Here is a 19,732-nt window from a genome sequence, read left to right as displayed (position 1 = left end):
TGCCTGTTTTAAGCTTGGCCTTCAAAAAGATCTGTCACAGAACCATTTTCGAAAATCTCGTGAATGGTCTTTGCCAGCAGTGGAGCCATAGACAGCACCGTGAGATTGTCCCAGCCTTCTGTGGACTGTGGCAAGGTGTCGGTAGTGATGACTTCCTTTGCGCCGCAAGCGTTCAAACGCTCGCGAGCTGGGCCAGAGAAGACACCGTGGGTGCAGGCAATGATCACATCAGTTGCGCCTGCATCACGAAGCACACCAACAGCGCCCGCGATTGTTCCACCGGTGTCGATCATGTCGTCGAGAAGCACTGCGGTTTTACCTTCAACATCGCCCACGACGCGATTTGCTACAACCTCATTAGCAACATCAACAGAGCGAGTCTTATGCACGAATGCAAGTGGGGCGCCGCCGAGAGTATTTGCCCACTTTTCTGCCACTTTTACGCGGCCTGCATCAGGGGAGACTACGACAATATTGTCCAAGGAATAGTGTTTTTGGATATAGTCAGTCAAAATTGGCATTGCGTGCATGTGATCAACTGGGCCATCGAAGAAGCCTTGAATCTGATCAGTGTGGAGGTCCACGGAAACGATGCGGTCTGCACCTGCAGCTTTGAGGAGATCTGCAACCAAACGAGCGGAAATTGGCTCACGGCCGCGGTGCTTCTTATCCTGACGCGCGTAAGGATAGAACGGCAAAATAGCGGTAATGCGTTTTGCAGATCCACGCTTAAGAGCATCGATCATGATGAGTTGTTCCATGAGCCATTTGTTCAAAGGCTGCACGTGTGATTGGATCACAAACGCGTCGGAACCGCGAACAGACTCTTCGAAACGCACGAAAATTTCACCATTAGCGAAATCACGGGCGGTCATAGGGGTTAATTCAATACCGAGCTCTTGGGCAACAGCCTCGCCTAATTCGGTATGTGCACGACCCGAAAAAAGCATTAAATTCTTTTTTGGCTGGCTCCACATGGTAGCGGTCATCGCAGGAAAAACCTTCCTTAAGGTGGGTAGAGGTTTATAGGAAAGTAGATATACGGCCTTTTAACAAAAGCCGCACACTGCCTCTTCTAACAGTACTTGTTTTCTCCTATCTATGCGAGAAACTCTAAGAATCAATTGCCCGTTGAGCAGCTTCCGCAGCCGGAGTGCCAGGACGTTTCGCAATGACCCACCCTTCAATGTTGCGCTGCTTACCACCGGAAATGACCAGGGATCCTGGGGGAACATCCTCACGGATGACTGTGCCAGCGCCCGAATACACACCATCGCCAACTGTGACAGGTGCAATAAACATTGTGTCTGACCCTGTCCGACAATAAGAACCAATGGTGGTGTGATGCTTATTCACCCCGTCGTAGTTCACGAACACACTCGACGCGCCGATATTTGATTCTTCACCAACGGTGGCATCGCCAATATACGTCAGATGCGGCACTTTCGATCCCTTGCCAATTGTGGCGTTCTTGGCTTCCACGAATCCACCAAGTTTGCCCTTTTCACCAAGGTGCGTACCAGGACGGATGTACGTGTACGGGCCGACCGTGGCTTGTGGGCCAATAAACGAATCGAAACCGTGCGTGCGAATGACCGAGGCGCCTTCTGCCACGGTCATGTTGGTCAATGTGGTGTCAGGACCGATTGTGCAGTTATCGGCAATCGTGGTGGTGCCAAGCAGCTGCGTGCCGGGATGGATCGTGACATCTTGTCCCACGGTGACGTCAACATCAATCCATGTACTTGCTGGATCAATCACAGTCGCCCCGTCGCGCATGATGGCTTCGACGATGCGTCGGTTGAGCTCCTGTCCCGCGTGCGCGAGTTGGACGCGGTCGTTGACACCTGCAAGTTCGCGAGGATCTTCTGCGTGGTGTGCTCGGACAGGATGGCCATTGTTTCGGGCGATGGAGAGCACATCAGTGAGATAGAGTTCGCCTTGCGCGTTGTTGGTTGTCAGTTGTCCGAGCGCGTTGCGGAGAATGTTGGCGTCAAAGGCGAACACACCGCTGTTTACTTCTTTGATGCGCAAGGTTTCCGCGTCACCGTCTTTTTGCTCCACAATAGCTATGACTTCGCCTTCGCTATTGCGTTTAATTCGACCATATCCAGTTGGGTCTGCCACCGTCATGGTAAGCACAGTGACCGCTGTTGGCACTTGAGTGTGCGTGTCGACGAGGGCCTGTAACGTTTCTGGCCGCAAAAGTGGAACGTCGCCGTTGGTAACAACGATGGTGCCGTTGAATTCCCCGAGGGCATCGATGGCACATTGCACGGCATGCCCGGTGCCTTTTTGCTCTTCTTGGATAGCTGTGAGCACTGGGACAGAGAGGTCTTTGGCAACCGCTTCAATCGCTGGTTGTACTTGATCTCTCCTGTGCCCGATAACCGCAACAATCTTTGCTGGCTGGATACCTGCAGCTGCGTGGAGGGAGTGGGACAGGAGGCTGCGTCCACCGATTGTGTGCAGAGTTTTCTGCAAGTTTGATTTCATCCGTGTCCCGGCGCCTGCTGCTAGTACGACAACTGCGGTATTTGCGCTCACAGTGTTTCTCCTTGTGTGCATTATTTGGTCTTGATTCTTTTTACCTTAGACGTATAGCAGTAGCTTTGTGGGATTTGTATGCTGGCTAGTGTCATACTTTTTATAGATTGTAGGAATACCATGATTCGTCGTCGTACGTTTTTAGCTGGTTTGTCTCTTGGGTGTGCAAGTTTGATGGCCGGTTGTGCCACCAAAACAACGCATGTGGGTGCTTTGAGACAGGAGGAGTTGAGACCGCTGCCAATCCCTCCACTTGCCGATTCTTCTCTGGTACAGGGGAGGCGAGTGTTCCCACTCCACATCCAACGCGGCACCTTCGAAATCCTCCCCGGCAAGCACACCCCGACGTGGGGTTTCAACGGCCCGTTTCTTGGCCCAACGGTGCGCATTTCGCGCGGTGAGAAGGTTGATTTGGCGGTGTCGAATGACACTGACGAAGATACCGCGGTGCATTTCCATGGCATGTTGTTGCCTGCGGATATGGATGGCGGCCCGCATTCGGCGATTGCCGCGGGCGAGTCGTGGACCAGTTCGTTTACGGTGGAGCAGCCGGCTGCGACGCTGTGGTATCACCCGCATGCGCATGGCAAGACGGGCCTGCAGGCGTATCGCGGCATGGCCGGCATGATCATTGTGGACGATGAGATCTCTGCTGCGCTGGAGTTGCCGAATACCTATGGCGTCGACGACATCCCGCTGGTTCTCATGGACGCCAATTTCCATGAAGATGGTTCGTTCGACGAGACCCTCGACCCCGTTCTTGGCTTGCAGGGCAAAGTAATTTTGGTCAATGGCATTTCCGGCGCCAAATTCGACGCCACCACCAATCGAGTGCGTTTCCGCATCTTAAACGGCTCCAATATGCGCTTTCACAATATAGCGCTTGACGACGATCGTGAGTTCGCCATTATCGCTACCGATTCTGGTTTTTTGGCTAAGCCACGCATGGTCCGCAACGCCCAACTAGGCCCTGGCGGGCGCGTCGAGATTGTGGTTGATCTCAAACCTGGCGAAACGATTGCCCTGATGTCCAAGGGGTTTGCCGATAATTTAGGTGTGCCAGAGGCGACGAACGCTCCAGATTTCAAATTGCAGGAGCAAAACCAGTTGCTTGCGATTCACGCCCCGGGACAGGGAGTGGAATTGCCAGCACTGCCAACAATCCTCGACGATTCTGCCGACGCTCCTTTGGAGCTAGAAGGCGCGATTCAGCGTAGCTTCGAGCTGGACACATTCTCGATCAACGGTCAGCAGATGGATATGAACCGAGTGGATTTCTTAATCGACCACTCGCTACCTGAGGTGTGGACCGTGACAAATGGCAATTCGGATTGGATCCATAATTTCCATATTCACAATTCCAGTTTCCAGGTGTTAGAAGTCTCTGGGACAGGGGTGGAGTTCGATGTCTTCGGTTGGAAAGACACCGTCACTGTGCCACCTGGCGCCACGGTGAAGCTGGCGGTGTTATTTGGCCAGTATCGTAATAATCACTATCCATATATGTATCACTGCCATATGCTGTATCACGAAGATTCGGGCATGATGGGCCAGTTTATGATGGTCAATAAAGGCGAGATTGCCCAGTTAGATACGGCTTTTACGCGCCATCATCATCATTAGTTTGTGTCTGTGACCTACAGATTGTATACTGTCATAGTTCACAACTTCAGTTGTAAACGTTTCCCTGTGGTGTAATCGGCAACACTACGGTTTTTGGTACCGTCATTCTAGGTTCGAGTCCTGGCAGGGAAGCATTGTAAACCGCTACGTCTATCATGGATGTAGCGGTTTTTTGTTGCGAGGAGACAGGTTGCGATGGTTCGACAGCGTATGACAGGTAAGCAGCGACGCGAGCAGTTGATTCGAGTTGGTCGCCAAGCCTTCGCTGAGTTGGGCTTTGAGGGAGCCAGCGTCGAGGAAATCGCCGCACGCGCTGGAGTGTCGAAACCGGTGGTGTATGAGCATTTTGGCGGGAAAGAAGGCTTATACGCTGTGGTGATTGACCGCGAGATGGTCTACTTGGAACAGATTGTGCGTGAGTCATTACAAGCTGGGCGCTCGCGGATGCGAATTGAGCAAGCGGTGATGGCCTTATTAACCTATGTTGAGCAAGAGACTGACGGTTTCCAGATTTTGGTGCGTGATGTGTTGCCACAAAGCGACCGTTCGTATTCAACATTGCTTAATGATGCTGTGGGACAGGTGTCGCATATTCTGGCACAGGCCTTTGATCGTTCGGGATTACGCTCTGAAACTGCAGTATTATATGCCCAGGCGCTCGTGGGCATGGTGAGCATGACTGCCCAGTGGTGGTTAGATAGTCGCATTGCAACAAAAGAGGAAGTTGCAGCACATATCGTGAATTTGTGTTGGAATGGCTTAGCTGGCATGGAGCGCGATCCACAGTTGAGCACAGATGGCACACAACCGGTGCGGTTAGGGATACGAGGCGAACAGTGATTCTTTCTGGTGTATTAAAAGTTGCTGCTACTGATCCGAAGCTCAAGGGTCTGGTCACTCATATTGGTGATCCGCAGTTGCACATCACAGGTATCGATCAGGTGCGCCCCTGGATGATTGGCACCCTGGCGCAGCACGTGCCGGTGTTGGTGGTGGTGGCATCGACTCATGAGGCGGAAGACCTCACGGCGGAGTTGCGCGCAATGCTGGGACAGAAGGTGGGGTTTTTCCCGGCTTGGGAAACCTTGCCCCATGAGCGCTTAAGTCCAGCGGCTGACGTCGTCGGCAAGCGTGCGCAGGTGTTGCATCATCGCGATGACTACAAGGTGATTGTGACAACGGCCCGTGGCTTGGCGCAGCCGATTTTGCAGGCGGAGCATCAGTGGCAGCCGTTGACCATTGCGTTGGAAGCGGAATACGATATTGCGGCGCTGACACAGCAGTTGGTCCATTTTGCGTATCGCCCTGTCGATTTGGTGGCCAAGCAGGGTGAATTTGCGGTGCGCGGCGGCATTATCGACATTTTCCCAACCACAGCCGATCATCCGGTGCGCGTGGAGTTTTGGGGCGATGAGGTTTCCGACCTGCGTGGTTTCTCGGTGGCCGACCAGCGCGCATTCCAAGACGCGTCCCTGGGACAGGTGGAGATTTTCCCAGCCCGCGAGCTGCTTATCGACGCCACCGTGGCCGCCAAAGCTGCCGCTCTTGCGACGTCGCATCAAGGCAACGCCGCGTTACAAGAAGTGTTGGTGAAGGTTTCGGAATCAATCTATGTCGATGGCATGGAAGCCCTGATCCCGGTTTTAACAGACGCCGATCTTGTGGCATTACCACAGCTCCTCACGCCAACAACCCATGTTGTGGTGGTGGCACCGGAGCGCATTAAGCGTCGCATTAGTGATTTGCAGGCAACCGATGCGGAGTTCTTAGCCGCAGGTTGGGAAGCTGCTGCGATGGGAGCAGATGCGCCGTTGGTGGTGGAGTCTTCTTCGTATCGCAGTTACGCTTCATTGGAGCGTTGCGGATTGCCGTGGTGGACCTTTTCCCCACCTGGGATGGGCATTGCAGAGACAGAAGAATTGCCGTTGGATTTTGCCTCTGGTCCTGTCCCACGCGGCGATTTGGCAAAAATTGAAGAAATGATGAGCTTGCTGCTGGCACACACCATCGCTGGTGGCCGTGCAGCATTTATCGCCCCAGCTAAAGGCGCGATTCAGCGCATGGTTAAGCGTTTTGCGGAAAAAGGCATCAAAACGAAAGTGGCGACGCCTTCATGGGAGCCAACTCCTGGCGAAGTCACGTTGTATGAGGCTTTTTCGCATGCTGGTTTGGTGTTCCCGAAGGTGCGCAAGCACCGCGATGCCGATGCGTTGCCACTGGTTGTGATCACGGAAACCGATTTAACCGGCAATCGTGTTGGCGATATTGCAGGCACAAAGCGTCGTCCAGCAAAAAAGCGGCATCGGGTGGATCCGTTGGCGCTGCAGGCCGGCGATTTCGTGGTGCATGAAACCCACGGTATCGGCCGATTCGTGGGCATGACTGAGCGCGAGATCGTCAGTGGTGATGATGTGTCGCGCCGGGAATATATTGTGCTGGAATATGCTTCCAGCAAGCGTGGGCAGCCGGCTGACCAGCTGTATGTGCCAATGGATTCGCTGGATTTGTTGTCGAAATATGTGGGCGGCGAAAAGCCAACCTTGTCCAAAATGGGCGGTTCGGATTGGAAAAACACCAAGAAGAAGGCTCGTGCCGCGGTGCGCGAAATCGCAGGCGAGCTGGTTGAACTATACGCCAAACGACAATCGGCCCCGGGCCATGCCTTTGCCCCAGATACGCCGTGGCAGCGCGAGATGGAGGACAATTTCCGCTACGTGGAAACTGAGGACCAAATGCTTGCCATCGAGGCTGTCAAGCAGGACATGGAAGCTCCTGTCCCAATGGACCGCGTGGTGGTTGGCGATGTTGGCTATGGCAAAACTGAGGTTGCCGTCCGCGCAGCATTTAAAGCCGTCCAAGATGGCAAGCAGGTCGCAGTGCTCGTGCCAACAACGCTGCTTGCCGATCAGCACCGCGTCACCTTCGAAGAACGCATGGCAGGTTTCCCTGTCACTATCCGCGGGTTATCGCGCTTTAGCTCCACAATGGATGCGAAAGAAACGCTCCGCGGGCTTGCCGACGGTTCGGTGGATATCGTGATTGGTACCCACCGCCTGCTGCAAACCGGCGTGGCATGGAAGAACCTTGGCTTGGTCATCGTTGATGAGGAACAACGATTCGGCGTGGAACACAAAGAGCATATTAAGGCTATGCGCACCCACGTGGACGTGTTGACAATGTCGGCAACCCCAATTCCGCGCACCTTGGAAATGTCGATGGCTGGCATTCGAGAAATGTCCACCATTTTGACCCCACCACAGGATCGTCACCCAATTTTGACCTATGTCGGTGAGCAAGAAGATAAACAAATTGCTGCAGCTATTCGCCGCGAATTGCTTCGCGACGGTCAAGTCTTCTTCGTGCACAATAAAGTTGCCGATATCGAGAAAAAGGCTAGTGATCTTCGCGAGCTGGTACCAGAAGCCCGCATTGTGGTGGCACATGGTCAAATGTCTGAGGAACTGCTGGAAAAAACCGTTCAAGGTTTCTGGGACAGGGAGTTTGATGTGTTGGTGTGTACCACCATTGTCGAAACTGGCCTAGATATTGCCAATGCGAATACCTTGATCGTGGAAAATGCACACCATATGGGCTTATCGCAGTTGCACCAGCTACGCGGTAGAGTGGGGCGTTCACGCGAGCGTGGCTATGCCTATTTCTTGTATCCAAGGGGTGCAATCTTATCTGAGAACTCCTATGATCGCTTGGCAACGATCGCCCAGAATAATGATCTGGGTGCAGGTATGGCCGTGGCGATGAAAGATCTCGAGATGCGTGGTGCCGGCAATATTTTAGGTGCTGAGCAATCTGGACATATCGCTGGTGTTGGTTTTGATTTGTATGTGCGCTTAGTAGGCGAGGCAGTGGAAGCCTATCGCGCACTTGCCGATGGTAAAGCCTTGGATGCAACTGATACGGCTCCGAAGGAAATTCGGATTGATTTGCCAGTCGATGCGCATATCCCAGAGCACTATATTCATGCCGAGCGGCTGCGCCTGGAAATCTATCGCAAACTTGCCACGAGTAAGACAGAGCATGATCTGCAATTGGCTGTTGAGGAAATGCAAGACCGCTTTGGCCCATTGCCGGTCGAGGTGGAGCGGTTGCTGGCAGTTGCTCGGTTGCGTCAATTGGCACGCCAGGCACGCATGAGTGATATTTCCGTCCAAGGGACGCGGGTGAAGTTCCATCCGGTGGAATTGCCGGATTCGAAACAAGTGCGGTTAAAGCGTTTCTATCCAGGTTCGACGGTACGTGCTGCTGCCCAAGCAGTGCAGGTTCCGATGCCGAAACAGGGCGCGAAGGTCACTGATGCAACATTGCGAGATGTTGATCTGGTGCAATGGGTGGCTGATTTTATTGCAACCATGTGGGATCTCGGCCAAGTGGATGTGCGAACAGGCAAGCAGCAAGCCGCACAGGTTGTTTCTGTCCCAGAAACCGTGACGCCGGCGTCGGCACCAGCACGTACCAGGCGGCGCCGGGCTGATATGGATGACGATGAGCGTCGGAAGCGTTATCGTTTGCGCTAACAGGAGAGAGCAAAAATGCCCTATGGAAAATAATATCCATAGGGCATTTTTTCAAGGCCTTAGAGCGAGAGTGCTCCGGTGCTGAGTCCGTAGACCGCAGCGATGGAGGACAGTGCAATTAACACAACCACGATAATTTCGAAGGTGTTAAAGACTTGTTCTTTTCGATACAACCTGGTCCACACATATGGGATTAATCCTGGAATCACCGCGAGGGCACCGAATAAGATATACACCGGATCGGCTGCGTAAATCAGCCACATCGAGTACACAAAGGCAATAGATGCAATAGCCAAGTGCTTGCGATTTTCCTTCGGTTCGATGACAGGACCGGAATCGTCGAATTTTTCGCCGGCATGTGGATGAGTAATACCACTGCCACGAGTGGCAAGCAGAATGAGATAGAACGCAGAGAACATATATGGCAACAGATACAACACAGTTGCCAGCTGCACCATAGACACGTAGGTGGTTTCGTTGAGGTAGAACACCACGACGCAAACTTGGATGATAATGGTGGAAATCAGTTGGGCTAACCATGGTGCACCTGCGCTGGTGACTTCACCGATTTTCTTTGGCAAAAGACCATCAGAAGCCATCAGTGCAATTGGTTCAGCACAAAGCATCTGCCACGACACATACGCGCCGAGCACCGATAAACACAGACCAATAGAAATCAGTGCGCCACCCCACGGGCCTACAACGGCTTCGAGCACACTTGCCATGGAGTTATCTGGCAAGGCGGCAAGTTCTGCTTGGGACAGCACACCATAGGAAAGCGTTGCCACGGTGACAAGTAAGACTAAGACCGTCGTAAAGCCAATGACAGTAGCGCGACCAACATCGCGACGAGTTTCGGCTTGTTTGGAATATACGGAAGCACCTTCAACGCCGATAAAAACCCAAACAGTAAACAGCATAATGCCTTGGACCTGCTCGAAGACGGTTGCGCCGGAGGAATGACCCCAGAAGTTAAAGGTGAAGGTATCCCAGCTAAAGCCTAAGAAGGCCACTAATACAATGAAGGCGAAAATTGGCACGAGTTTCGCAATGGTGGTGACTGCATTCATGACTTTTGCTTGTTCAATGCCTTTTGCCAAAACTGCGAAGATCACCCAGGTCAGAATGGATACCGCAATTGCTTGGGTGAGTGGGTGCTCGGTGCCAAGAAATGGGATGTAGTGGCCAAGGGTAGAGAATAATAAGGTGGCGTAGCCGACTTGGGCAATGACTGATCCTAACCAGTAGCCCCAGCCAGAGGTAAAGCCAATATAATCGCCAAGTCCTGCGCGAACATATGAATACACGCCAGAGTCGAGGTGTGGTTTTCGATGTGCCAAAATATGGAACACAAATGCGACAGAGAGCATGCCGACGCCGGCGATAATCCAGCCGAGCAACATTGCGCCGGGTCCGGCAACGGAGGCAATATTTTGTGGCAGGGCAAAAATACCGGATCCAATGGTGGAACCAATAATGATGCCAACGAGCGTCCACACGCGAACGGTGTGGGTATTTTTTGTTGGTTGGGTATCAGTCAATTTCACCACGATAAGCCTAGTATATGAATCCGGCGATGTCTAAATAATATTGATACATGACATAAATTTCCGCCACGACCTGTGGGTGGTTTGGATTTTATATGGGATTTTGTGCCAATTTTAAAAACTTGAGCATTAATAAAATTACTTTTCTTGAAGGTTATGTTGCGCTTAAGGGGTAACTGATGGGTGTGATATTTATCGGTGATACATGTTAAAAATGTGCGGTACATTACAAAAATCTGAAAAAAAATTTCAAAAAGGCTAGATTTTTGTATGTTACATAGGTTACATTTGACCAACGTAAAGGTGATTAGCATCACTGCTAGTGTGTGATTCAAAGGTGAACCTATATTGAATACTCAAAATGTACTGTCAGTAGCATCATTTGAAAAAGTTCTTGTCGCCAATCGTGGTGAAATTGCAGTGCGCGCCTTTCGTGCCGCCTATGAGATCGGGGCAAGCACGGTCGCGGTGTATCCGAAAGAAGATCGCCATTCTTTCCACCGGTCAATGGCACAAGAAGCCTATCGGATTGGGATGGAAGGTTCTCCAGTCAAGGCCTATCTCGATATTGACGAAATTATTCGAGTTGCCAAACTCGCCCAAGCAGATGCCGTATATCCTGGCTATGGATTCTTATCGGAAAATGCCCAATTAGCTCGCGAATGTGCAGAACATGGCATTACCTTTATTGGGCCAAGCCCGGCAGTCCTGGAATTAACTGGCGATAAAGCCGCAGCAGTTGCCGCCGCACGTCGCGCGGGCTTGCCGACACTCGAGGAATCTTCACCGACTGCCGATCTTGATACCTTGATCACCCAAGCCGAACATCAGCAGTATCCATTATTCGTCAAAGCAGTTGCAGGCGGTGGTGGCCGTGGTATGCGCTTTGTCGCAACCGCTGCCGAATTGCCAAACCTTGCGGCCGAAGCCTCGCGGGAGGCACTTTCTGCCTTTGGCGATGCTCGTGTTTATCTTGAACGAGCAGTTACCGAACCCCAACATATCGAAGTGCAAATTTTGGCCGATGCCACTGGCGAAGTCATTCACCTGTTTGAACGTGACTGCTCCTTGCAGCGTCGTCATCAAAAAGTGGTGGAAATTGCTCCGGCTCAGCATCTCGACCCGACCTTGCGAGAGCAAATCTGTGCCGATGCCGTGAAATTTTGTCGTTCCATTGGATATGTTGGTGCAGGTACCGTTGAATTTTTAGTTGATGCCGCAGGTAATTATGTTTTCATCGAGATGAACCCGCGCATCCAAGTAGAACATACTGTGACTGAAGAGGTCACCGGTGTTGATCTGGTGAAAGCCCAAATGCAAATTGCAGCTGGGGCAACCTTGGCAGAACTTGGGCTGCTGCAAGAAACCATCACCACCGTAGGCGCTGCATTACAATGCCGCATTACCACGGAGGATCCTGCTAATGGATTCCGCCCTGATATCGGCATTGTTACCGCATATCGCAGTCCAGGCGGTGCGGGTGTGCGTTTAGATGGAGCTGCACAGCTTGGCGGTGAAATTACTGCCCACTTTGATTCGATGCTGGTAAAAATGACCTGTCGCGGTGCCGATTTTAGCCAAGCTGTCACTCGTGCACAGCGCGCGTTGAATGAATTTCATGTCGCTGGTGTGGCAACCAATATTGGATTCTTGCGCGCATTACTTCGCGAGCCAGATTTCACCAATCAGCGAGTGGCCACCTCTTTTATCAATGATCACCCATGGCTCTTATCGGCACCTCCTGCCGACGATGAAGCAGGTCGCATCCTAGAATACCTAGCCGATGTCACCGTGAATCGTCCGCATGGCAACGCTCCATGCGTGACAGATCCTGCCACAAAACTACCCGCCCTTGGCCAGGTGCGCCCAGGTTCCAGAGACCGCTTGCTGAAATTAGGACCAGCCGAATTTGCCCGTCACTTACGCGAACAATCCGCCCTGGCTGTCACCGACACAACATTTCGCGATGCACATCAATCCTTGCTCGCCACCCGTGTGCGCTCTACAGCGCTTGTCGACGCCGCCCGGCATATTGCGCATCTGACTCCCGAATTACTTTCGGTGGAAGCCTGGGGTGGTGCCACCTATGATGTGGCCTTGCGCTTTTTGCACGAAGATCCGTGGGAACGTCTTGCACAACTGCGAGAAGCCCTGCCGAATGTCAATATTCAGATGCTGTTACGCGGTCGCAATGCGGTGGGGTATACGCCATATCCGAATGCAGTATCACGTGCATTTGTCACCGAAGCTGCGAAAAGCGGCATTGATATTTTCCGTATTTTCGATGCACTCAATGATGTTTCACAAATGCGACCTGCCATTGATGCTGTATTAGAAACCTCTACCACCGTGGCAGAAGTCGCGATGGCCTATTCTGGAGACCTGTCGAATCCAGCAGAGCGCCTCTACACGCTTGATTATTATCTGAAATTGGCAGAAGAAATCGTTGCAGCCGGTGCTCATATTTTAGCTATTAAGGATATGGCCGGATTATTGCGTCCTGCAGCAGCCACGAAGTTGGTAACTGCATTACGCAAAGAATTTGATTTACCAGTGCATGTGCACACCCACGATACTGCTGGTGGCCAATTAGCAACCTATATTGCCAGTGCCTATGCTGGTGCCGATGCTGTAGATGGTGCAGCTGCACCATTATCAGGAACTACTTCTCAGCCATCGTTATCGGCAATCGTGGCAGCATTTGCCCATACCTCGCGCGATACCGGCCTTGATTTAGCCGCAGTATGTGAGATGGAACCATATTGGGAAGCCGTGCGTGAAATGTATGCTCCATTTGAATCTGGTACTCCGGGGCCAACCGGTAGGGTCTATCACCACGAAATTCCAGGTGGACAACTTTCGAATTTACGGGCACAAGCAAAAGCATTGGGCTTAGCTGATCGTTTCGAGCTGATTGAAGATAATTATGCTGCTGTCAACGATATGCTCGGGAGACCAACAAAAGTGACACCTTCGTCAAAGGTTGTCGGTGATTTGGCACTGTATTTGGTAGGCGCTGGGGTGAGTGCAGAAGCATTTGTGCAGAATCCGCAAAAATACGATATTCCAGATTCAGTCATTGCCTTCTTGAATGGAGAATTAGGCACCCCACCAGGTGGTTGGCCTGAGCCATTGCGCAGTAAAGCCTTAGAAGGTCGAGCTGCACCGCGGAGCGTTGCCACCGTTGCGAATGAAGATTTGGAAGCATTGGCAAGCAATGATCAGCGCACTCGTCAAGCAGTGCTCAATCGCTTGATGTTCCCACAACCTACCGTGGAATTTATCGAACATCGTCGACGTTTTGGCGATACCTCTGTCTTGACCGATCGTGAATTTTTCTATGGTTTGGTAGAAGGCCAAGAAACGCATATTGATTTAGGTAATTCCAAGCATATGTTGGTGCGCTTGGATGCCATTTCTGAACCTGATGCCAAGGGTATTCGCACGGTGATTTTAAATGTCAACGGCCAGATTCGCCCGATGCATATTCGTGATCGCAAGGTGGAATCGGTGGTTGCGACTGTAGAAAAAGCCGATCCAACAAACCATGGCCACGTGGCTGCTCCATTTGCCGGCGTTGTGACTCCAATCGTTGCCGTTGGTGAAGAAGTTGCAGAGAATCAACCAGTTGCCATTATTGAAGCCATGAAGATGGAAGCGACCATTACCGCACCACAAGCAGGTGTAGTCAAGCGGGTAGTCCTGACTCAACCAACAAAAGTGGAAGGCGGGGACTTATTACTGGTTATCGCTGAATAATACACCAGTCAAGGCGTGTCGCTAGGAGATATTTCTTGTAGCGACATTGCGCCTTTCGCACCCTTAGAAGTCTGGGAACTGCTAAGCTGAAGGGTGAATTATTATCAACATATTTTGAGAGGGTGCACCTTTTCCAGATGGCACTTCCAGTAGTAGACATGGAGCGTATTCGCGAATCCATTACCAAAGCAGGGCTCAGTTATATCGATCACGAGTCGGGCTTGGTACTTGTGAAATTTATCAACGGCATTTTCGTTTTTGAGATCATCGACGATGTTCAGGTCTTAAAAGTTTTCGGTTGGTGGTTCGGCCAAACCCAAGATGACGATTTGCAACCAAAGCTGCAAGAATTCGCTGAACAGCGCAATCGCATCACCTATTTGCCACGTCTGATTGTTGATCAAGATGAGGGCTTCTGGCGGTTGTATTTTGCATTCGCAACTCCAATTGCTGCAGGTCTGACTGATGAACAACTTGCTGATTTCCTAGAGGCGGTGTTTAGCACCGGCACAATGGCGTTGAATGAAGCAGAACAACGATTCCCAGAACTCGTCACGTGGGAACAGGAAGCATAAACATGTCTGATACTTTAAGCCCAGTTACCCCAGAACGTATTGTCAAGATCTTTTCCGAACGCGGCATCGAGCTGGAATGGAACGAAGATACTCGCGACGCATTCATTGTGCTCAATGGATATTACGCTCGCTTCGCGCTGCCAAATGAGGTATTTTTCCTCATGACCTTCGCGTATCCAAATATCCCAGCAGGTCTCGATGAAACCCAGGAATTCACCGACTTTTTGCGATTCCGTAACGCTAACGGCACCTTTGGTACCGTCTATCGTCAACAAACTGATGAAGGCGTTGATCTTGTCTCTGACCAAGTGTTCCTAATCAAGCACGGTTTGACTGACGATCAGCTTTCAGCGGTATTTGCTGGTGGTTTGTCGGCAAGCATTGAGCATATGGATGCATTCTGCGAAAAGTTTGAATTGCAGCCACCTGTTCCAACCCAATAATTTGGGATCGCTGGACAAGGAGTACGCAATGTCGTTACCTGAGGTCACGCTCGATCGTATTCGGACGTATTTTGATTCAGTTGGCCTGTTGCATTTTAATCATGAAACAGGTTTCCCCGTTGTTGGATTTGAAAACAGTACGTTTGTGTCGAGCCTAAACCCAAATGTGCGAGGGTTGAATTGCTATGGCTGGTGGCTGGGAACTACTCAAGATCCAGCAGTGATTACCACCTTAGAAGAACTAGTTATCAACCATAACTCGACTCGTCCGCTGCCAAAAGCATTCATCATGCAAGAAAACGGCGAGACACGAGTATATGTCGAGTACATCATGCCATATATGGCAGGCATGACCGATGAGCAATTAGATGCTTTTTATCAGGCAATGTTCACCACAAGTTTTGAATTTTTCGCAGAACTTGAGCAAGCATGTCCAGATCTTGTGACATGGGAGACGGAGGCGTAACCAACATGTCTACAGCAGTTCTTCCAGTTACTCCTGAACGTATTCAAGATGATTTCAACAAGCGGGGTTTTTATTTCCGCTTTAATCAGCACAAGATTGCCACCTTGCGCATGGATGAATATCCAGTCACCTTGGATCTGAGCAATCCATTGATACTCGTGGTTTCACGCGCGTTATATGAGTTGCCACTGCGAGGTCGACAAAGTGCAAAATTGGATCGTGTCATTGGCGAAATTAATCAAAAAAGTTCGTTCAGCACGCTGTTTCGCGTAAAAGCGGAGAAAGGTGCCACGATTGTCGCTCAGCATAGTTTCATTATTCGTGACGGATTAAGTGACGAACAGCTCGACGAAGTATTGTCTGCTGGATTGCATGCAACCTTGCAGCATTTGAAGCACTTGCGAGAAGAATTTCCAACTTCCGACTAGACACAAATAGCCTTGCATCCACACCGCATCACACTGAACATGATGCGGTGTGTTTTGGTTTCTGCCCACCAACTGCTGAAACAAACAGAGAAGATCGAGGAAACTACCACGATGGTTTATCATGGCTAGTATGTCGCATTCGGTAGAAACAGTTGTGTTACTTGATCCTCGCTGGCCATTGATGATGCCGCTGGAGTGGCACGGCAAGCTTTGCGGCACACTTGATTTTACTGAGGAAGTTTCCATCGCCACTCGCTGGCAACTCTTAGACGTCATCGCTCCAAGTGATGCCACAATCCTGATTTCGACAGTCCCACAGGCGCCTCAAGTTCGCCAAGCGCTTGCTGCTGGTGCAAAACTGTATCAAGTTCCTTCGCTCGAAGATCCCGCAGTTCAAGCGCAGTGGGCAATGGCTCAAGCAGTCACGCGCGGTGAATGGGAGCGCAAGCAAACCCATGAGAGCCTATTACCGTATCTCGAAGGCGAAGTAGCAGAGTTTATTGCTGCAGTTCGCGAAGGCCAAGATTCCACGCAGCTGTGCGCAGAATTGGGTGATATTTTGCTCAATGTGATTTTCCATGCAGAGATCGCCAGCCGCGAAGGCAATTTTCTTATGGCGGATGTGTACCGAAGCCTCGTCGCAAAGCTGCAGCGACGTGCGCCATTTTTATTTGATGGCTCCTCTGGAATCGTCCCAGAAGATGAACAAATCCGCCTGTGGGAGCTCGGGAAAAGCGCGGAGTAATCGCTTGCTCCAGCACGCATGACACTTGTTCGCTACAATGGCTCCTCATGGGTACTGCTTTACGACGATTACTAGGATGGGCACTTGTAGTGGTGCTCAGTTTCGCGTTGATCGTCGTCGGTGTCGGATGGGCGCTTTCGCGCTTAGAGCCTCTTGTGCCTCTGGAGCCGTTGAAACCGGTCCCAACCGTTATTCCACCTGCAACCGGTGAGCCAATTCCAGCAATTGATATCAACGCCTCGGGGCGTACATCGAAACAATTACGTGCCTGGGCTGAGCCAGTTGCCGAAGACACCAATATTTCTGTTCAAGCATTAGCCGCCTATGCCAATGCCAGTGCCATTGCGGCGCAAGCTTGGCCAGAATGTCATTTACACTGGAATACCCTCGCTGGTATCGGCTTTATCGAAACTCGACACGGCACATATTCGGGGAACTTTTTCCACTCGCAAGAACTCAACGAACAAGGTATGGCACTACCGCCGATTATTGGAGTGCCACTGGATGGTTCGCCAGGGTTTGCTGAAATTCGTGATACCGATCAAGGCCGTCTTGATGGCGATACGGTGTATGATCGCGCCGTTGGTCCAATGCAATTTATCCCCACAACCTGGGAGCAATTCGGTCGAGACGCAGATGGTGACGGCGTTGCCAATCCGAACAGCATTGATGACGCAGCTTTGGCGGCCGCGAATTTATTATGTAGCCAAGGCGATTTAGCCACAGAAACGGGCTGGAACACAGCAATTCGGGCATATAACAACTCTCAGGAATACGTCAATAATGTGAGAAATGCTGCAGCGTCCTATGCTTTACGCCAGCCGGCATTTCGATTGGACTAGCTCCTTGATGCCTCTGACCACCACAAATAATGAAAATGTGCAATATTTCACAGTGGAGTGTGTAAATACTCACGTTGGCTGAAAGTGGGGATTTTTTTGATTTGTTGGCATAATTGAAAGTAACTCGTGACAATGATTATTGTCTGCTGCTGGTATTGTGCAACATCACAATGGAGCTGCTGCGGTAACTGTTTGCACGAACCTTCTGAATAAGAAACTTTCATTCCTTCATTGTGGCAATTGCTGCTGCAGGAAGGACACCCCACCTAAACCACATAGGAGTTTTACAGTGGCTGACATCATGCACGTATTTGCACGCGAAATTATGGATTCTCGCGGTAACCCAACCGTTGAAGCAGGAGTTATCTTGGACGACGGCTCTCAAGGCGTTGCGGGCGTTCCTTCCGGTGCATCCACCGGTGTTCATGAGGCACATGAGCTTCGCGATGGCGGTGATCGCTACCTCGGCAAGGGTGTTCTCAAAGCAGTAGAAAATGTCAACGAGAAGATTGCTGACGCTATTGCAGGTTTCGAAGCAGACGATCAGCGTCTGATCGACCAGACCATGATTGCACTCGACGGCACCCCAAATAAGTCCAACCTCGGCGCTAACGCTATCTTGGGTGTTTCCATGGCTGTTGCACACGCTGCTGCTGATACCGCAGCGCTGCCACTGTACCGCTATATCGGTGGCCCAAATGCTCACCTGCTCCCAGTTCCAATGATGAACATCGTCAACGGTGGTGCACACGCTGACTCCGGTGTTGACGTTCAGGAATTCATGATTGCTCCAATTGGTGCAGAGACCTTCGCTGAGGCTCTTCGCATGGGTGCAGAGGTGTACCACTCCTTGAAGTCCGTCATTAAGAGCAAGGGTCTGTCGACCGGTCTTGGCGATGAGGGCGGCTTCGCTCCATCCGTTGAGTCCACCCGTGCAGCTCTTGACCTCATTGTTGAGGCAATCAAGAAGGCTGGCCTCGAGCCAGGCAAGGACGTAGCGTTGGCACTTGACGTTGCTTCTTCCGAGTTCTACAAGGACGGCAAGTATCACTTCGAAGGTGGCGAGCACACCGCAGAGGAAATGGCAGCTGTTTATGAAGAGCTGATCGATGCTTACCCAATTGTTTCCATCGAGGATCCTTTGCAGGAAGATGACTGGGCAGGTTACACCGCTTTGACTGCAAAGATCGGCGATAAGGTGCAGCTCGTTGGCGACGACTTCTTCGTGACCAACCCTGCACGTTTGAAGGAAGGCATTGAGAAGAAGGCTGCAAATGCTTTGCTGGTAAAGGTGAACCAGATCGGTACCTTGACCGAGACCTTCGATGCAGTTGAGTTGGCACACCGTGCTGGCTACCGCACCATGATGTCCCACCGTTCCGGTGAGACCGAGGACACCACCATTGCACACTTGGCTGTTGCATTGAACTGTGGCCAGATCAAGACCGGTGCTCCTGCTCGTTCCGAGCGCGTTGCAAAGTACAACGAATTGCTGCGTATCGAGCAAGAACTCGGCGAAGCTGCAGTCTATGCAGGTCGTTCCGCTTTCCCACGTTTCAAGGGCTAAAGCATACGAAGTTTAAGTAAAAAACTATCACCATGTGACCAACTCGCATGGTGATAGTTTTTTCTTGCCCTGAAATGGGGTAGTTGTGGCCGATGGTGCTTGTGTGGCATCTTCGATTGTGCGCAAACACTGCTAAAATCAAAATTCCTATGGTGAAAATGCAACGTGAAGTGCCCATTGCTGGGCGCAAGGAACGCCGCACCAAGGTAGAAGTCAAACTACCTCGCGTGCGGATGTCAGCGATTTCACTGTTAGTGACCGTGGCAGTGTTTGGAGCCGTAATTTTCATGGTCAGTTTTCCATTACGTAATTACATGGAACAACGCGCAGAAATTGTGCGACTGACCCAATCACTGCAACAACTCGAAGTTGAAAAAGCACAAATCCAACAACGACTCGAAGATTATCAATCAGAGGCGTATATCAAAGAGCAAGCCCGCATTCGGCTTGGGGTAACTGAACCTGGCGAAATCGCGTTTCGGATTCTGGATCCAGATGTAGAAAATCGCCGCCAGACCGATAATACCGATGTACATGCACAGCAGATCGGCGCATGGTACGAAACCTTGTGGGATTCAGTTGCCACACCGCCTGAAATTGAACAACCGATGCCACCTGCTGATCAACATCTGCCGCTTGCACCGGTAGAAAACTAAAC

15 protein-coding genes are annotated in these 19,732 nt (G+C 51.2%); 12 read left to right on the top strand and 3 right to left on the bottom strand.

Translation table 11 applies throughout. From position 1 onward, the window contains the following. Window positions 1-8: 8 nt before the first annotated feature. Both NXS99_RS01245 and glmU read right to left on the bottom strand, forming a co-directional pair. Window positions 9-989, bottom strand: a complete 981-nt coding sequence (locus NXS99_RS01245; protein WP_259286851.1) for a ribose-phosphate diphosphokinase — start codon at window positions 987-989, stop codon at window positions 9-11. 124 nt (window positions 990-1,113) lie between these two features. Then, window positions 1,114-2,547: a bifunctional UDP-N-acetylglucosamine diphosphorylase/glucosamine-1-phosphate N-acetyltransferase GlmU gene (gene glmU / locus NXS99_RS01240; protein WP_259286850.1), complete on the bottom strand. Its 1,434-nt coding sequence runs from the start codon at window positions 2,545-2,547 to the stop codon at window positions 1,114-1,116. A 120-nt stretch (window positions 2,548-2,667) separates the two neighbouring features. Between glmU and NXS99_RS01235 the strand changes: the two genes are divergently transcribed. From NXS99_RS01235 to mfd, 3 genes are all read left to right on the top strand, one after another. Then, window positions 2,668-4,170 carry a multicopper oxidase family protein gene (locus NXS99_RS01235; protein WP_259286849.1) on the top strand — a complete coding sequence of 501 codons (1,503 nt, stop codon included), beginning with the start codon at window positions 2,668-2,670 and terminating at the stop codon, window positions 4,168-4,170. Window positions 4,171-4,365: 195 nt separating this feature from the next. After that, window positions 4,366-5,010 (top strand): TetR/AcrR family transcriptional regulator, encoded by a 645-nt coding sequence (locus NXS99_RS01230; protein WP_259286848.1) that lies wholly within the window; start codon window positions 4,366-4,368, stop codon window positions 5,008-5,010. Continuing rightward, the gene (gene mfd, locus NXS99_RS01225; RefSeq protein ID WP_259286883.1) at window positions 5,010-8,702 is read left to right on the top strand and encodes a transcription-repair coupling factor; all 3,693 of its coding nucleotides are present in this window, start codon (window positions 5,010-5,012) and stop codon (window positions 8,700-8,702) included. The genes NXS99_RS01230 and mfd overlap by 1 nt, the downstream gene beginning before the upstream one ends. Before the next feature lie 59 nt (window positions 8,703-8,761). Here mfd and NXS99_RS01220 read toward each other — a convergent pair whose 3' ends face one another. Beyond that, on the bottom strand, window positions 8,762-10,249 hold the full coding sequence (locus NXS99_RS01220) for an amino acid permease (RefSeq protein ID WP_396124787.1): 1,488 nt from the start codon (window positions 10,247-10,249) through the stop codon (window positions 8,762-8,764). 348 nt (window positions 10,250-10,597) lie between these two features. Here NXS99_RS01220 and NXS99_RS01215 point away from each other — a divergent pair, with 348 nt between their 5' ends. The 9 genes from NXS99_RS01215 (at window position 10,598) to NXS99_RS01175 (ending at window position 19,730) form a co-directional block, all read left to right on the top strand. After that, a complete protein-coding gene (locus NXS99_RS01215) occupies window positions 10,598-14,008 on the top strand; it encodes a pyruvate carboxylase (RefSeq protein ID WP_259286847.1) in 3,411 nt (1,136 codons plus the stop codon). Between the two features lie 137 nt (window positions 14,009-14,145). Further along, window positions 14,146-14,583 carry a YbjN domain-containing protein gene (locus NXS99_RS01210; protein WP_259286846.1) on the top strand — a complete coding sequence of 146 codons (438 nt, stop codon included), beginning with the start codon at window positions 14,146-14,148 and terminating at the stop codon, window positions 14,581-14,583. Window positions 14,584-14,585: 2 nt separating this feature from the next. Further along, on the top strand, window positions 14,586-15,026 hold the full coding sequence (locus NXS99_RS01205) for a YbjN domain-containing protein (protein WP_259286845.1): 441 nt from the start codon (window positions 14,586-14,588) through the stop codon (window positions 15,024-15,026). A 28-nt stretch (window positions 15,027-15,054) separates the two neighbouring features. Then, window positions 15,055-15,492, top strand: coding sequence for a YbjN domain-containing protein (locus NXS99_RS01200; RefSeq protein ID WP_259286844.1), 438 nt, complete (start codon window positions 15,055-15,057; stop codon window positions 15,490-15,492). 5 nt (window positions 15,493-15,497) lie between these two features. Continuing rightward, window positions 15,498-15,920, top strand: coding sequence for a YbjN domain-containing protein (locus NXS99_RS01195; RefSeq protein WP_259286843.1), 423 nt, complete (start codon window positions 15,498-15,500; stop codon window positions 15,918-15,920). Window positions 15,921-16,050: 130 nt separating this feature from the next. Beyond that, complete coding sequence (locus NXS99_RS01190) at window positions 16,051-16,665, top strand: MazG nucleotide pyrophosphohydrolase domain-containing protein (protein WP_259286842.1); 615 nt, start codon at window positions 16,051-16,053, stop codon at window positions 16,663-16,665. A 47-nt stretch (window positions 16,666-16,712) separates the two neighbouring features. Beyond that, complete coding sequence (locus NXS99_RS01185; RefSeq protein WP_259286841.1) at window positions 16,713-17,507, top strand: lytic transglycosylase domain-containing protein; 795 nt, start codon at window positions 16,713-16,715, stop codon at window positions 17,505-17,507. Window positions 17,508-17,796: 289 nt separating this feature from the next. Beyond that, window positions 17,797-19,074, top strand: a complete 1,278-nt coding sequence (gene eno / locus NXS99_RS01180) for a phosphopyruvate hydratase (protein ID WP_259286840.1) — start codon at window positions 17,797-17,799, stop codon at window positions 19,072-19,074. 149 nt (window positions 19,075-19,223) lie between these two features. After that, entirely contained in the window at window positions 19,224-19,730 is a 507-nt protein-coding gene (locus NXS99_RS01175) for a septum formation initiator family protein (RefSeq protein ID WP_259286839.1), read from the top strand. Window positions 19,731-19,732 lie beyond the last annotated feature (2 nt).

It is taken from the genome of Corynebacterium sp. HS2168-gen11, assembly GCF_024834075.1.
Classification (GTDB): domain Bacteria; phylum Actinomycetota; class Actinomycetes; order Mycobacteriales; family Mycobacteriaceae; genus Corynebacterium.
The sequence above is the reverse complement of the archived record's forward strand: the minus strand, read 5'-3'. Positions and strand labels throughout refer to the sequence as shown.